Source organism: Flavobacterium daejeonense DSM 17708 (genome assembly GCF_000425425.1).
GTDB lineage: Bacteria > Bacteroidota > Bacteroidia > Flavobacteriales > Flavobacteriaceae > Flavobacterium > Flavobacterium daejeonense.
Genome location: NZ_AUDK01000012.1, coordinates 51,720 through 67,377 on the forward strand (window position 1 = coordinate 51,720; position 15,658 = coordinate 67,377).

9 protein-coding genes are annotated in these 15,658 nt (G+C 37.3%); all 9 read left to right on the plus strand.

Annotated elements, in window-relative coordinates:
* Positions 1-5 precede the first annotated feature (5 nt).
* The 9 genes from H599_RS0109765 to H599_RS0109805 all read left to right on the plus strand — a co-directional run bounded on the left by H599_RS0109765 (position 6) and on the right by H599_RS0109805 (position 15,625).
* The gene (locus H599_RS0109765) at positions 6-2,003 is read left to right on the plus strand and encodes a RagB/SusD family nutrient uptake outer membrane protein (protein ID WP_026713969.1); all 1,998 of its coding nucleotides are present in this window, start codon (positions 6-8) and stop codon (positions 2,001-2,003) included.
* Positions 2,004-2,126: 123 nt separating this feature from the next.
* The gene (locus tag H599_RS0109770) at positions 2,127-3,845 is read left to right on the plus strand and encodes a polysaccharide lyase (protein WP_026713970.1); all 1,719 of its coding nucleotides are present in this window, start codon (positions 2,127-2,129) and stop codon (positions 3,843-3,845) included.
* A gap of 97 nt (positions 3,846-3,942) precedes the next feature.
* The gene (locus H599_RS0109775) at positions 3,943-4,611 is read left to right on the plus strand and encodes a DUF3826 domain-containing protein (protein ID WP_026713971.1); all 669 of its coding nucleotides are present in this window, start codon (positions 3,943-3,945) and stop codon (positions 4,609-4,611) included.
* Between the two features lie 127 nt (positions 4,612-4,738).
* Complete coding sequence (locus H599_RS0109780; RefSeq protein ID WP_035141415.1) at positions 4,739-6,424, plus strand: polysaccharide lyase; 1,686 nt, start codon at positions 4,739-4,741, stop codon at positions 6,422-6,424.
* 34 nt (positions 6,425-6,458) lie between these two features.
* On the plus strand, positions 6,459-9,611 hold the full coding sequence (locus tag H599_RS0109785) for a DUF6298 domain-containing protein (RefSeq protein WP_035141417.1): 3,153 nt from the start codon (positions 6,459-6,461) through the stop codon (positions 9,609-9,611).
* Positions 9,612-9,629: 18 nt separating this feature from the next.
* Complete coding sequence (locus tag H599_RS0109790) at positions 9,630-11,036, plus strand: glycoside hydrolase family 140 protein (protein WP_026713974.1); 1,407 nt, start codon at positions 9,630-9,632, stop codon at positions 11,034-11,036.
* Positions 11,037-11,069: 33 nt separating this feature from the next.
* Positions 11,070-12,647 (plus strand): glycoside hydrolase family 28 protein, encoded by a 1,578-nt coding sequence (locus H599_RS0109795; RefSeq protein WP_026713975.1) that lies wholly within the window; start codon positions 11,070-11,072, stop codon positions 12,645-12,647.
* Between the two features lie 97 nt (positions 12,648-12,744).
* Positions 12,745-13,671, plus strand: a complete 927-nt coding sequence (locus H599_RS0109800; protein ID WP_026713976.1) for a glycoside hydrolase family 43 protein — start codon at positions 12,745-12,747, stop codon at positions 13,669-13,671.
* Positions 13,672-13,750: 79 nt separating this feature from the next.
* Positions 13,751-15,625 (plus strand): exo-alpha-sialidase, encoded by a 1,875-nt coding sequence (locus tag H599_RS0109805; protein WP_026713977.1) that lies wholly within the window; start codon positions 13,751-13,753, stop codon positions 15,623-15,625.
* Positions 15,626-15,658 lie beyond the last annotated feature (33 nt).

Consider the following 15,658-nt stretch of genomic DNA (forward strand, 5'->3'; position numbering starts at 1 on the left):
TAATTATGAAAACAAAGATAAATAGATATTTAGCATTAGCACTTTTAATAATTTTAGGTGCTTCTTGTAGTGATGATTTCTTGCAGGAAAAGAAAAATTATGGACAGGTTGATAATTCATTTTATGAAAGTCAGGAACGTGCAGATTGGTATATTAATAAATTATATTATAATTTTTATTATGGATACAATTCACCACTATCCACTATTGTAGGTTCTTTCAGTGATGCAAGCTCTTATTATACAGAAGAACGAGCTGGGATTCAAAATTTAATTAATCCAGCAATTTCATATTCTACGATAAATGATATATCAAATGTGACGAGCTATTATGGTGCAAAATTAGGAGCTAGTTTGACTAATAACCCATATACAAGAATTAGAGATATCAATTCATTTATAGTAAATGTTGATATTTATGGATCAAACTTAGACCAAACTTATCGTGATCAGGCCAAAGGGCAAATGTATTATTTGCGCGCTATGCAGTATTTTGACTTAATGCGTGTTTATGGTGGTGTGCCAATTGTCACTACTGTTCAAAATGGTTCTTCGACTGATGAAAGTATTAAGTTACCTAGAGCTTCGGTAGGTGAAGTAGTGGCTCAAATCACAAAAGATTTGGACAAAGCTGCTGAATTATTACCTAATAACTGGAACGCAGCAAATTATGGTCGTTTTACAAAAGGAGCAGCAATGGCTCAAAAAGCAAGAGTTTTATTAACCTATGCAAGTCCATTATTTAACAAAAATTGGGATACCGATAATACAAGATGGCAAGCTGCTTTAGATGCCGGTCTAGCAGCTGAAACACAATTGACTCAAGATGGTTATGGCTTGTATGGAAGTTCTGCGAAAGACTGGGCAAATATGTTTTTAATAGATAATGCATTCTGTAAAGAAGCTATTACTGTTAAATTATTATCTTCTAATCAAACTGTAGCAGAAAATAGTGGTTGGGAAAAAGGTCTTCGTCCTGTTAGTCAAGGCGGCGGCGGAGCTTTTGAAGCACCAAAAGAAATGATTGACTTATTTCCAATGAAAGATGGTGCTAAGCCAGTAGCAGGAACAAATTATGATCCTTTTATTTTCTTTAAAGATCGTGATCCTCGTTTTTACAGAACTTTTACTTTCTCAGGAGATAAATATGCATATAAAGAAAATACTAATTCAGTTCTTTGGGCATATAGATACGTAGATGTAAATGATAAAGGGTATTTTAGTGATAATAATCAGGAATCAAGTCCTGCTTTCGTTAGAAAAATGTCTAATCCAGCTGCTTCAAATTCAAGTGCTTTTCAATATTCGTCAACGGATATTATGGAATACCGTTATGCAGAATTGTTGTTAAACATTGCAGAATCTTATGCTGCTTTAGGAGATATTCCTAACACTATAGCTTATATTGGAAAAGTTAGAAATCGTGTAGGTATTCCTTCTGTAAACAATTATGGACTTGGAACTTTAGCGGATAAATATGCTGCAATTAATGCTGCTTTATATGAAAGAAGAGTAGAGTTGGCTTATGAAGGAAAACGTTTTTGGGATGTGCAACGCTGGATGTTATATAGTGATGATGCGGTGTCAGGCATCACAAATAATACTTGTGCTAAATTAGGTTTAACTCCTATCAATGGAACAAAACGTACAGGACATTATTTACAATATAAAAATGCCGTACCTGCTCCTGTACCTGCAAATACGACTCCTCCAGATCCTTTAGCAGCTCAAAGAGCTCTTTTAAGTCCTGTTGATCCTGATTCTGCTAATTTTGCTGCTCAAATTGCAGCTTTAGAAACGTTCTACAATAATAATTTTGTGTTAGCCGATTTAATTACTCCATTAGATAGTTATAATAATGTGGCTAGTTACATTGATTGGAAACCAAACTATTATATTAACGGTCTTCAAACTGGAGTGTTGTCATACAACCCTTGGTTAGAACAAACCATAGGATGGGGTGATGCCTCAGGTTCCACAGGAACTTTTAACTATCAAGAATAGTAATCTAAATAAAGAAATGCCTGATTTATTCAGGCATTTTCTTCTATAATAACTAACAAAATTTTTAATTTAATAAATAGCAGTTCTAACCAAACATTTTTTATTAATTAAGAAAACTCTAAAATGAACAAATTAAATTTTTTATTGGCTTTTTTGGTTTTGGGAAGTGCGAATTGTTTTGCACAATATCCAAAAATATCCCCTGAAGTGCAGGCGAGAGAGAAAGCGATTAAGGCGGAAGCAGAAAAACTTTCTAATGAGGCTTGGGAAAGAGCTAAAGTAATTGTGGAACAGGACGCTAGTCATGGTAAACCATTCGTGCCTTGGGCATCCAGACCTACCGATTTACCACAGGCTTCCATTCCTGCTTTTCCAGGTGCTGAAGGAGGAGGAATGTATAGTTTTGGTGGTCACGGAGGTAAGGTGTACACGGTAACCAGTCTGGAAGACAGAGGACCGGGAACTTTGCGTGAAGCTTTGGAACAAGGCGGAGCCAGAATAGTGGTTTTTAACGTTTCGGGAATTATCAGGTTAAAAAGTCCTTTAATTGTTCGTGCGCCTTATGTTACCATCGCGGGACAAACTGCTCCTGGTGACGGAATTTGCGTAGCGGGTGAAACTATTTGGATTGATACACATGATGTGGTAATACGTCACATGCGTTTCCGTCGTGGAGAAACTTTTGTAGGTCGTCGTGATGATGCTATTGGTGGAAATCCGGTAGGAAACGTAATCATCGATCACGTTTCGGCTACCTGGGGATTAGACGAAAATATGTCTTTTTACCGTCACATGTACAACGATGAAACAGGAGGACCTGAAAAGAAAATGGGAATCGTAAATGTAACCATCCAAAACAGTTTGTTTGCCGAAGGTTTGGATACTTACAATCATGCTTTTGGTAGTACTTTAGGAGGTGAAAATTGTTCTTTTGTTAAAAATTTATGGTCTTCTAATACCGGTAGAAATCCTTCTATTGGTTGGAACGGAATCTTCAATTTTGCTAATAACGTAATCTTTAACTGGGTAAACCGTTCTATTGACGGAGGTGATTATACCGCTCAATATAATATCATTAACAACTATTTCAAACCGGGACCGGCTACTGATTTGAATGATCCGGTAAGTTACCGAATTTTAAAACCGGAAGCAGGTAGAAGCAAATTGCCTTATTTGACTTTTGGTAGAGTATATGTAAACGGAAATGTGGTGGAAGGAAACGAAAAAGTTTCTAAAGACAACTGGAATGGTGGGGTGCAAATGGAAAACAAAAAAGGAGATCATATGTCATTTGAAGAAGCTTCTACTTATTTTCCTAAAATGCGTTACGATAAACCATTTCCAATGCCTTGGTTGAAAAAGTTTATGACTGCTAATGAAACTTATGATTATGTAGTGAAAAATGTTGGAGCTACTTTGCCATTGCGTGATCCTGTGGATACACGTATTTTGAGAGTGGTTCAAACCGGAAAACCGGAATATGTTAAAGGTTTAGACCCAAAATCATTCTATCAGTTTGAGCACAGACGTTTAGGTCAGGATTCTTATAAATTAGGAATTATTACTGATATTTCACAAGTGGGTGGTTATCCGGAATACAAAGGAAAAGCCTATAAAGATTCAGATAAAGACGGAATGCCGGATGCCTGGGAGAAAAAATACGGTTTGAATCCTAACGACGCATCAGATGCTAACGGAGACATTAATGGCGATGGATATACTAACATCGAAAAATATATTAATGGTATCGATCCTACGAAAAAAGTAGATTGGACAAATTTGGATAATAATGAAGATACTTTGGCTAAAAACGGAGAAGAATTAGCAAAGTATAAGAAATAATTTAATTGTAAATGGCACACTTCTTGCTTCGTCTATAACGGATGAAGCAAGAATTTTGCTTTATAAATATTAAGTTTTAAAAAAGATAATAATGAAAATGATGAAAATATTTCAAAAAAATCTGGTAGCGGTTTTATTTCTTGCTATCTGTTCAAACGTTGTAGCACAATCTAAGGTTGATCCGGAATACGTAAAAGTAACAAACGAAAGAGCGCAGAAAATTGTAAATGATTTGAAGTTGAATTCTCCGGCAGATCAATTAGCCGTTAGAGATATTATTGCTGAACAATACCGTTCTTTAAATAAAATTCAGGATGGACGCGATGCGAAAATTGATGCTGTTAAAAAATCAGTTACTGATAAAGAAAAGCAACAAAAGTCAATTGACAAAATTAAAAATTCGGCTGACAAAGAAATTCTTTCTTTACATAAATCTTACTTGAAAAAACTAAGTAAAAAGTTAACGAATAGTCAGATTGTTCAGGTTAAGGACGGTATGACTTACGGAGTATTGCCTATTACTGTTTTAGGATACAATGATATGTTACCTAATTTAACAGAGGCTCAAAAAAAATATATTTATGACGCTTTAGTAGAAGCCAGAGAACATGCGATGGACGGAGGTTCTTCTAAAGAAAAACACGCTTGGTTTGGAAAATACAAAGGAAGAATCAACAACTATCTTTCAAAACAAGGATATGATTTGAACAAAGAAAGTGCCGACTGGCATAAAAGATTGGAAGAAAGAGAAAAAAATAAGAAATAGTAGTTGTTTTGAGATTCTCAAAAACGTCAGTTCGAGTGTTTTTTACGTAATGAAATGAAGTAAAAAATGTATCGAGAACCGTTTTTGATTAAACAAATAAATAATTCATTCTAAAAAAAATACAAAAATGAAAAACCATATAAAGCAGCTGTTAGGATTAGGTATTGTATTACTTAGCTCTTCAGTGATGTACGCACAATATCCGGATATTCCACCGGCACTTCAGGAAAAAGCGGATGCCGATTTGGCTCAGGAAGAAGTACGATTGGCTAAAATCTGGGCCGATAATGAAGCAACTATTAAAAAGGAGGCACTGCAAGGGCGTCCGTATTTGCCCTGGGCAGCTTATCCAAAAGATTTTGTTCCGGCAGCAATTCCTGCTTTCCCGGGAGCCGAAGGTGGTGGTGCTTATACTCAGGGAGGTAGAGGCGGAAAAATATTCGTAGTTAACAGTTTGGCTGATAGCGGATCGGGTACTTTTAGAGAAGCCTGTGAAGCAGTGGGAGCGAGAATTATTGTGTTTAATGTTTCGGGAATTATTCAATTAAAAAAACGCATTAGTATGCGTGCGCCTTATGTTACGATTGCCGGGCAAACGGCTCCGGGCGACGGAATTTGTATTGCCGGAGAAACTTTGGAAATCGATACGCATGATGTGATTATCCGTCACATGCGTTTTAGAAGAGGTGCTACCGAGGTTACCCGCAGAGATGATGCTTTAGGTGGAAATGTAATTGGAAATGTAATTATAGATCACTGTTCGGCTAGTTGGGGATTGGACGAAAATATTTCCTTATACCGCCACCAGTTTCAGGCGAATGAGAAGTCTAAATTAGAAAAATTACCTGCTGTTAATATTACTATTCAAAACACCATTTCTTCGGAAGGTTTAGATACGTATAACCACGCTTTTGGAAGTACTATCGGAGGTTTGAACAGTACTTTTATGCGTAATCTTTGGGCTGATAATATCTCCAGAAACTGCTCTATCGGGATGTATGGCGATTTTAACTTCGTAAACAATGTAGTATTCAACTGGTGGAACCGTTCTTTGGATGGTGGGGATTACCGTTCGATGTTTAATATCATCAATAATTATTTTAAACCGGGACCAATTACGCCAAAAGATGAGCCTATTCGTTACCGAATCCTAAAACCGGAATCAGGTTATATGGTTCCAAAAACTTTTGGACGTGCTTACGTAAACGGAAACTATATTGACGGTGTTCCGGAAGTAACAAAAGACAACTGGAATGGCGGAGTACAATTGGAAAATCTTAGTTTTGAACAAGCCAAAGAGAAATTGGCTTACATCAAACAAAATAAAGCCTTCCCAATGCCAAAAGTTACTGTGATGAATGCTCAGGAAGCTTACGAATTTGTGTTAAACAATGTAGGGGCTACTTTGCCAAAAAGAGATGCGGTAGATGAAAGAATCATCAAGCAGGTTCGTACCGGTCAAATCGATGTAAAAGACGGTCTGGAAAACACGATTGGCAAAGAATTTATCAAAAGAAGATTGCCTGCGGACTCCTATAAAAAAGGAATTATCACCCATCCTGATCAGGTAGGCGGTTATCCGAAATATAAAGGAAAAGCTTATAAAGATTCAGATAATGACGGGATTCCTGATGCTTGGGAAAAGAAATTTGGATTAAATCCAAAAGATGCTTCTGATGCAAACGAAGATATGAACGGTGATGGCTATACTAATATTGAAAAATATTTTAACGGAATCGACCCAACTACAAAAACAGATTGGACGAATCCTGATAATAATACGGATACTTTATCTAAAGCCTTATTGCAATAACTTTAGGCTTCTTAATTGTAAACTTCATTTTATAATGAATTCTATATTTAAAAATATCATTACAATAAATAAAGACAAACTGCTACTTTGCAGTTTGGCTTTATTTTTTTTTGTAAATAAAGCTACTTCGCAGGAAAAATATCCTGACATCGTCATTACTAAAGGAAAAATATCTCATACGTCGGATGCCTTAGGAAATCAAATTCCTGATTTTTCTTATGCGGGTTATCAGGCTTCAGAAAAGGCAATTCCGAATGTGGACAATAAAATCTTCGTTCCTGTACAAAAAGGCGATGCCACTCAAAAAATTCAGGCAGCTATTGATTATGTGAGTAATCTAAAAGCAAATAAATCCGGTTTTAGAGGAGCGGTTCTTTTAGATAAGGGAACTTTTAACGTTAGCGGAACTTTATACATTCGTACTTCCGGAGTAGTTTTGCGCGGAAGCGGGAATTCTGAAAACGGAACAGTACTTTTAGGAACGGGTATCAGGAGAGAATCGGTAATTCGGGTTTTAGGAACGGATGATAAAAAAATCGGTGAAAGTTTCGAATTGAATGCTGCTTATACCCCTCTTGGTACACAAAAAATCCAACTTAAAAATGCAGCTAAACTAAAGTCTGCTGACGAAATAATTATTACACAACCACTTACCGATAACTGGATTAAGGAATTAAAAATGGACGATTTTGGTGCCGAAACCGGATGGATAAGTTGGAAAAAAAAGGATTGGGATATTAGTTGGAATCGCGTTGTAACTGCTGTTAATGGGAATGTGGTTAGCCTGAACGCGCCTTTGACAATGACTCTTGATGAAACTTACGGAAAGGCAAAAGTAGCCCTTTACAACTGGTCCGGCAGAATTGAAAATATTGGGATTGAAAATATGTTGATGAAATCTGCTTTCAATGCCGTTAATCCAAAAGATGAGGAACACAGATGGCAGGCTATCAGTATCGAAAATACCCGAAATGCCTGGGTAAAGCAGCTTAATTTTAAACATTTTGCCGGAGGAGCAGTTTCCGTTTTAAAGTCTTCCCAACAAATTACTGTTGAAGATTGTATGGCTACGGAGCCCGTTTCGGAAATTGGAGGTTTCAGACGTCATACTTTTTATACCGAAGGGCAACAAACGCTGTTTCAAAGATGTTATTCGGAATATGGTTATCACGACTTTGCCGTGGGCGGTTTTGGAACTACGGGACCAAATGTTTTTATCCAATGTGAATCGCATTTGCCTTTTAACAATAGTGGCGCCATCGGAAGCTGGGCAACCGGAGTTTTATTTGACGTTTCTTATGTTGACGGTCATGCCTTAAGTTATAACAATCGCGAACAAAACGGTCGCGGTGCCGGATGGACGGCTGCTAACAGTGTGATTTGGGAAACTTCGGCTTCTAAAATAGATTGTTATAGTCCGCCAACAGCTCAAAACTGGGCTTTTGGAGTTTGGGGTGGTATCATGGGCGGCAACGGACATTGGAAAGATGTTAACAATCATATTGCGCCAAGAAGTTTGTTTTATGCACAATTGGAAAACAGATTAGGCAGATTGCCAATGAATCCTTTTGTTTTCGATTTAGGTTCTGAGCCTTCTTCGAGTCCGACAGTTGAAGTCGCTCAGGAGTTAACTAAAACAGCCTTGAATCTAACGGAAAGTTTGCCGGAATGGATTGCGGAAGTATCCAAACAAAATCCGATAAACAGCAATAGTAAAGGACTTAAAAACGCCAATGATTTAAAAATTGAAGCTCAAAATACGACTTCCAATTCGATAAAAGTAATGGCTAAAAACGGCTGGCTGACTTATGATGGCAAATTAATTGCCGGAAACAGACTGAGCGTTCCCTGGTGGAGAGGAAGTTTGAGAGACAGCGATTTGGCTAAAGCCGTTCCTGATATTACAAGATTTGTTCCGGGCAGAAGAGGTACCGGTTTGACGGATAATATCAACGAAGTCGTTTCTTATTTAGGAACGAAAAACATGATTGCAGTAGAACATAACTACGGATTATGGTATGAGCGTCGTATGGATGATCATGAGCGTGTACGTCGTTTTGATCCGGATGTTTGGCCTCCGTTTTATGAACAACCTTTTGCCCGTTCGGGTGAAGGCCTGGCCTGGGATCAGTTGAGCAAATACGATTTGACTAAATTCAATACTTGGTATTGGGATCGTTTGGCTCGTTTTGCAAGTTTGGCCGAAGCCAACGGACAATTGTTGGTTAATCAGCAATATTTCCAACATAACATTATCGAAGCGGGAGCGCACTGGTCGAGTTCGCCTTGGCGTTCGGCTAATAATGTGAACCAAACCGGATTTCCGGAGCCGCCTCCTTATGCGGGTGACAAACGTATTTTTATGGCGGAACAATTTTATGATGTGAGCAATCCGGTGAGAAGAAAATTGCATCAGGGTTTCATTCGTAAAAGTTTAGAAAATTTTGAAAATAATTCTAATGTTATTCAGTTAACCAGCGCCGAATATACCGGACCTTTACATTTTATGCAGTTTTGGCTGGATGAAGTTCAAAAATGGAAAGACGAAACGGGTAAAAAAGAAATTATCGGTTTAAGTGCGACGAAAGATGTTCAGGATGCCATTTTGAAAGATGCTAATCGAGCTAAAACCGTTGATGCGATTGATATTCGTTATTGGTATTACAAAGACGACGGAACGGCTTATGCTCCGGAAGGTGGAAAAAATTTAGCTCCGAGACAACACGCCCGCCAAATGAAAGTGGGTAAAGAAACCGATGAGCAGGTGTATCGCGCCGTTAGAGAATACCGTGAAAAATATCCGGAAAAAGTAGTTTTGTATTCTACGGACGGATCGCCACGTTTTGGATGGGCTGCTTTAATGGGGGGCGCTTCTTTGCCGGCACTTCCTAAAATTGCTTTACCTGAATTTTACCAATCGGTTGCTGATATGAAACTGGTTTCCGGAAACAGCTATACTGATGCGGTTTGGAAATTGGAAAACAAAGGCGAGAGTTATCTTTTTTATTTTAATAAAAATCAGGATCTTTCTCTTGATTTAAGTTCTTTTAAAGGTGTTTTTGAGGTTTACGCCATCAATGCACAAACGGGAGAAATTGTTAAAAAAGAAGTTGTTCAGGGTGGAAAATCGGTATTGTTTGCCGCTCAGGATAGCAAGGGAAAAGTATTATTTGTTATAAAAAAATAAAAATTAAATCTATTAAGCATGAATCTAAAGTCAAATTTTTCAGTTGCCTTTTTTATGTCTTTTTTGCTGTTGTTAGTAACGGCAAAAGGAAATTCGCAATCTAAAGCTTTACTTAAATTAGAAGTATCCAAAGAAAATCCGCATTATTTTCAAACCGAAGACGGCAAACCATTTTTCTGGTTGGGAGATACGGGTTGGCTGACTTTCGGAAAATTAAGTCGTGAGGAATTAAACACCTATTTCCAGGACAGAAAGAAAAAAGGATACAATGTGGTTCAGGTGATGGTTTTACACACTTTGGCCGTAAAAAATGTATATGGAGATTTTGCTTTAGAAGATAACGATGTTTCAAAACCATTGACGACTCCGGGAAATGATTTTAAAAATCCGGCAGAATATGATTTTTGGGATCATGTGGATTATGCTTTAAAAGTAGCGCAAAAAAACGGAATTTACGTTGCTATGGTTCCGGTTTGGGGAACTAATGTAAGCAGTAAAGACAGCAAAGTTACTAAAGCTGATGTGGAAAAATATGCGAAATTCTTAGCCGAAAGATATAAAAACCGTACCAATGTAGTTTGGCTGAACGGTGGCGATACCCGTGGAAATGAATTTATGGATATCTGGAACGCTATTGGAAGTACTTTGAAAAATAATACCGACCAATTAGTGACTTTCCATCCTTTTGGTCGTACGGATTCTTCTGAAAATTATCACAATGCCAAATGGCTGGATTTTAATATGTTCCAATCCGGTCACCGAAGATACGATCAGGATAGTACCGAAGGCGCTTTCAAAGAAGACAATTACAAATTTGTATTGAGAGATTATGCTTTGAAACCAACAAAACCAACATTAGACGGAGAGCCTTCTTATGAAGGAATTCCTCATGGATTGCACGATACCTTGCAGCCAAAATGGAAAGATAGTGATGTAAGAAGATATGCTTACTGGTCTGTTTTTGCCGGAGGTGCCGGTTTTACTTACGGAAATAACGCGGTAATGCAAATGTTTCATAAAGGAGAAAAGAAAGGAGCTTACGGAAACAAAGACATTTGGAGTGATGCTTTAAACGATCCGGGAGCGGGACAAATGCAGTATGTGAAAGATTTGATTTTGAAATTTAATTATTTTAATCGTATTCCGGATGCTTCTATGGTGGTCAATCAGGGTGAAAAATACGATTATCTGGCGGCTACAAGAGGTGAGGATTATGCCTTGATTTATACTTACAATGGCAAAACAATGTCGTTGAATATGGGGGAAATAAAAGGAGATAAGGTAAAAGCTTCCTGGTATAACCCGAGAAATGGTAAACTAAAAACAATTGGTACTTTTAATAACAAAGGCGTTCAGGAATTTAATCCTCCGGGAGAAAAAGAGGATGGAAATGACTGGGTTTTAGTTTTAACATCAAAAAAATAAATCTGCAATTTGCTTTGGCTTAAAATAATAACTATGAAAATTAAAAATATAATACTGCTACTTTGTTTTCTCATTGGATTCAATCATTTGAATGCCAAAAACGATGGTTGGATTAATATTTTGAATGAAGGCGGAAACAACAAAGGAATTTTGTGTACGCAGGCCATTCAAAAATCAATCGATAAAGCTTCCAAACAGGGTGGAGGAACAATCTTTTTTCCGGCTGGAAATTATTTAACCGGTCCGATAAAATTAAAAAGTAACATCACAATTTACCTGGATGCCGGAGCACTTTTAAAGTTTTCAAATAATTTTGACGATTATCTGCCTTATGTAGAAATGCGTTATGAAGGCTTGATGATGAAAACGTTTTCTCCTTTATTTTATGCTAAAGATGCCGATAATATCAGTATCAAAGGGCGAGGTGTTATCGACGGTCAGGGAGAAGCCTGGTGGAACGAAGTGTATCGAATTGAAACGGCCAAAGGCCCAATTCCGCCAACTAAATACCAAACGATGTGGGTAGAGCAAAACAAAGGAATTGTCTATTCGCCTTATTACCAAAGAACAATTGATAAGCATTTTTTCAGACCGGCTTTTTTTCAAACTATTAGCTGTAAGAATATTTTAATCGAAGGGGTTACGTTCCAAAATTCTCCTTTTTGGACCATAAATCCTGTTTTTTGCGATAATGTAACGGTTACCGGAATTACTATTTTTAATCCGCATTCTCCTAATACGGATGGAATCAATCCTTCTTCCTGCAAAAATGTACATATTTCAAATTGCCATATTAGCGTAGGTGATGATTGCATCACTATTAAATCCGGTCGTGACGAAGACGGTCGAAAATATGGTGTTGCAACAGAGAATGTTACTATAACCAATTGTACGATGTTAAGCGGTCACGGTGGTGTGGTTATTGGAAGCGAAATGTCCGGAGGAATTAAAAAAATCACCATTTCAAACTGTGTTTTTGACGGAACCGACAGAGGAATCCGAATCAAATCAGCACGTGGTCGTGGAGGTGTGGTTGAAGATATCCGCGTAGATAATGTAGTGATGAAAAATATCAAAGAAGAGGCTTTTATGATGAATCTTTTTTATGATAAAAACACGGTTGAAGAGCCGGTTTCGGAGCGAACGCCTATTTTTAGAAATATTCACATCAGTAATGTGACCGGTACTGATGTCAAGAAAGCCGGTACTGTTTTAGGAATTGCTGAAATGCCGGTACAGAATATTTCTTTTTCAAATATTAATATCCAATCTACAGAAGGATTTACTTTGAATACTACGGATAATGTTGAGTTTCACGATGCCAAAATTACAACAATACTTGGCGCTTCGTTCAAAATTGAAAATTCAAACAATTTGATTTTGGATAATGTGGCAACTATAAAACCAATTGCCAATACGCCATTGATTAAATTGAAAGATGTTTCCAATTTGGCTATAACTAACAACTTTCCAATGTTTGCAACAGATGTTTTCTTAGAAGCTGATGGTGCTAAAACCAAAGCGGTGTATTTGAAAAATAATATTTTTAATAATGTTACCAAGGTTTTGAAAAAAGGAAATGATTTAGATAAAAATGCTGTTGTTGAGTAGTAATCGTTAATCCTGCAAGGTTTTTAAAACTTTGTAGCTGTGAATTTTAATAATACCTGCAAGGTCAAAAAGAGACCTCGCAGGAAAATTTTAATCAATGAAAAAAGTAATTCTTATACTAATAGTCAGTTTTTCTGTTTTAAGTTGTTTTAATTCGAAACAAGCTTATTTGTTTACTTCATTCAGAGAGCCTGCAACCAATGGTTTGTATTTAGCATACAGTATGGACGGTTACCATTGGAACGGATTAGAAGGTTCGTTTTTAAAACCGGAAATTGGAAAAAGTGAAACCAAAATTATGCGTGACCCTTCTATTGTACAAGGCAAAGACGGCGTTTTTCATTTGGTTTGGACTACCGATTGGAAAGGCGGAAACGGTTTTGGTTGTGCCAGCTCCAGGGATCTGATTCATTGGTCTAAACAGGAATATGTTCCGGTGATGAAAAACGAATCGGAAGTAGTGAATGTTTGGGCACCTGAAATTTTTTATGATGATGAGCAGGAGCAATACATGATTATCTGGGCATCAACTATCCCGTTTCGTTATCCAAAAGGACAGGAAGAAGAAAGAAACAATCATAGAATGTATTATGTGACAACGAAAGACTTCAATACTTTTTCGGATGCTAAATTGTTCTTTGAACCCGGATTTTCGGTAATTGATTGTGTGTTGTTAAAAAGAGCCAAAAACGATTATGTTTTAGTTTTAAAAGACAATACCCGACCAATGCGAAATATCAAAGTGGCTTTTGGAAAAACAGCTTTGGGACCTTTTGAAAACATCTCAAAACCATTTACTGATTTCTTGTCTGAAGGGCCAACCGTGTTGAAGAAAGATAATTATTGGTTGATTTATTATGACAATTACGGAGCCAAAAATTATCAGGCTGTTAAAACCTATGATTTTAAAAATTTTGAAAATGTTTCTTCGCAAATTCAATTGCCGGAAGGACACAAACACGGTACTATTGTTAAAGTTTCAAAGAAAACTTTGAAAAATTTAATAGAAAAAAGTAAAATATAATGCCACAGATTTCACAGATTAAAAGGATTAGAAATCTTTAAAATCCGTTAAATCTGTGGCAAAAAAAAATTAAATAATAATGATTCTATTTCAAAACATAAAACACAATATTGTAATTGCAACGACTATTTTGTTGACTTGCGGAGCGATTCAATCGACAGTTGCCCAAAAAGACACCATCAGATATGTTGGAAAAACGCTTTCCAATATCGATTACCACCACGGACAGTTGAGTCCGGCTGTGGGTGTTCACGCGACACAAATTATGCGTGCCAGCCGGGAGCATCCTGAAAAAGCAGATGGTTTTGGCTGGACTTACAACCACCAACCGATGATGGCTTATTGGAATAATACTTTTTACTTACATTATTTGAGCGATCCTGCCGGAGAACATATTCCGCCAAGTCACACTTTGTTAATGACTTCCAAAGACGGGCAAAACTGGACAAAACCAAAAGTAATTTTCCCAATTTACCGCGTTCCGGATGGAACAACTAAAGAAGGTGTGGATGGTGTTGCTAAAAATCTGGATGCCATTATGCACCAGCGTATGGGATTCTATGTTTCTTCGGATAACCGATTACTTTCATTGGGTTATTACGGAATTGCCCTAGACAGAAAAGACGATCCAAATGACGGTAAAGGTATTGGTCGTGTGGTGAGAGAAATCTATAAAGACGGAAGTTTTGGGCCTATTTATTTTATTCGTTTCAATAAAAGTTTTGACCAGTCTAAAGCGGCTTATCCGTTTTACAAAAAGAGCAAAGACAAGAAATTCATCAAAGCCTGTGACGAATTATTGTCTAAACCTTTGATGATGCAACAATGGGTGGAAGAATCCGATCGGGACGATGCTTTGATTCCGTTGAAAAAAGAGTACAAAGCTTTTTCTTATTATCATTTGCCAAACGGAAACGTAATTGGTTTGTGGAAACACGCCCTGACTTCGATGAGTAAAGACAACGGAAAAACCTGGGAATACAATGCCTTGAGAGCTCCGGGATTTGTAAACAGTAATGCGAAAATCTGGGGACAAAAAATGTCCGATAACCGTTACGCTACCGTTTATAATCCATCAGAATACCGTTGGCCATTGGCAATTTCTACCAGTGATGACGGATTGACTTACAAAGATCTGCTTTTAGTTCACGGAGAAATTTCCCCAATGCGATATGGTGGAAATTACAAATCAGCCGGACCACAATATGTTCGCGGAATTTTAGAAGGAAACGGAACACCTCCTGACGGAAAACTTTGGGTAAGTTACAGTGTCAACAAAGAAGATATATGGACGGCTTCCATTCCGGTTCCGGTAACCAGTGAAGTAAAAGAAGATGTAAATGATGTTTTTAATAATTTACCAAATGGTGAGGAATTGCAACTATGGAATACTTATGATTTGGCTTGGGCGTCCGCCAAAATTGAAAAGAAAGCCGATGGGAAAAAATACCTGACCCTTCGTGATCATGATGCTTTTGATTATTGTCGCGTGGAACGTGTGTTGCCTTTTGCTCAAAAAATGGAAGCTACTTTTACTGTAATTCCGGAGCAAAATGACAAAGGATTATTACAAGCTGAGTTTTTAAATAAACAAGGTTTGCCGGCCATTAGAATCATTTTTGATGCCGACGGACAAATTAAAGTGAAGCATGGTGCCCGTCTGGGAGGAATGGGATCCTATGAAGCAGGAAAAGAATATACGATTAATGTAAAATTAGACGTCACCAGCCGTTCTTATTACATCAAAGTGAATGACAGCAAAGAGACGTTTAAAATTTTCTATGCGCCGGTGGATGGAATTTCTAGAATTATGTTTCGTACCGGAGAGCAACGTTATACACCCAATCCGGATACCGCTCCTGATACGCCGGAATATGTTGACTTGCCGAATACCGGTGTTGAAATACCGGAAGCAGTATTTAATATCAAATCTTTGGTAACTAAAAAATTATAATGTTTTTACCATTAAGAAATTAAGGAAATTTAG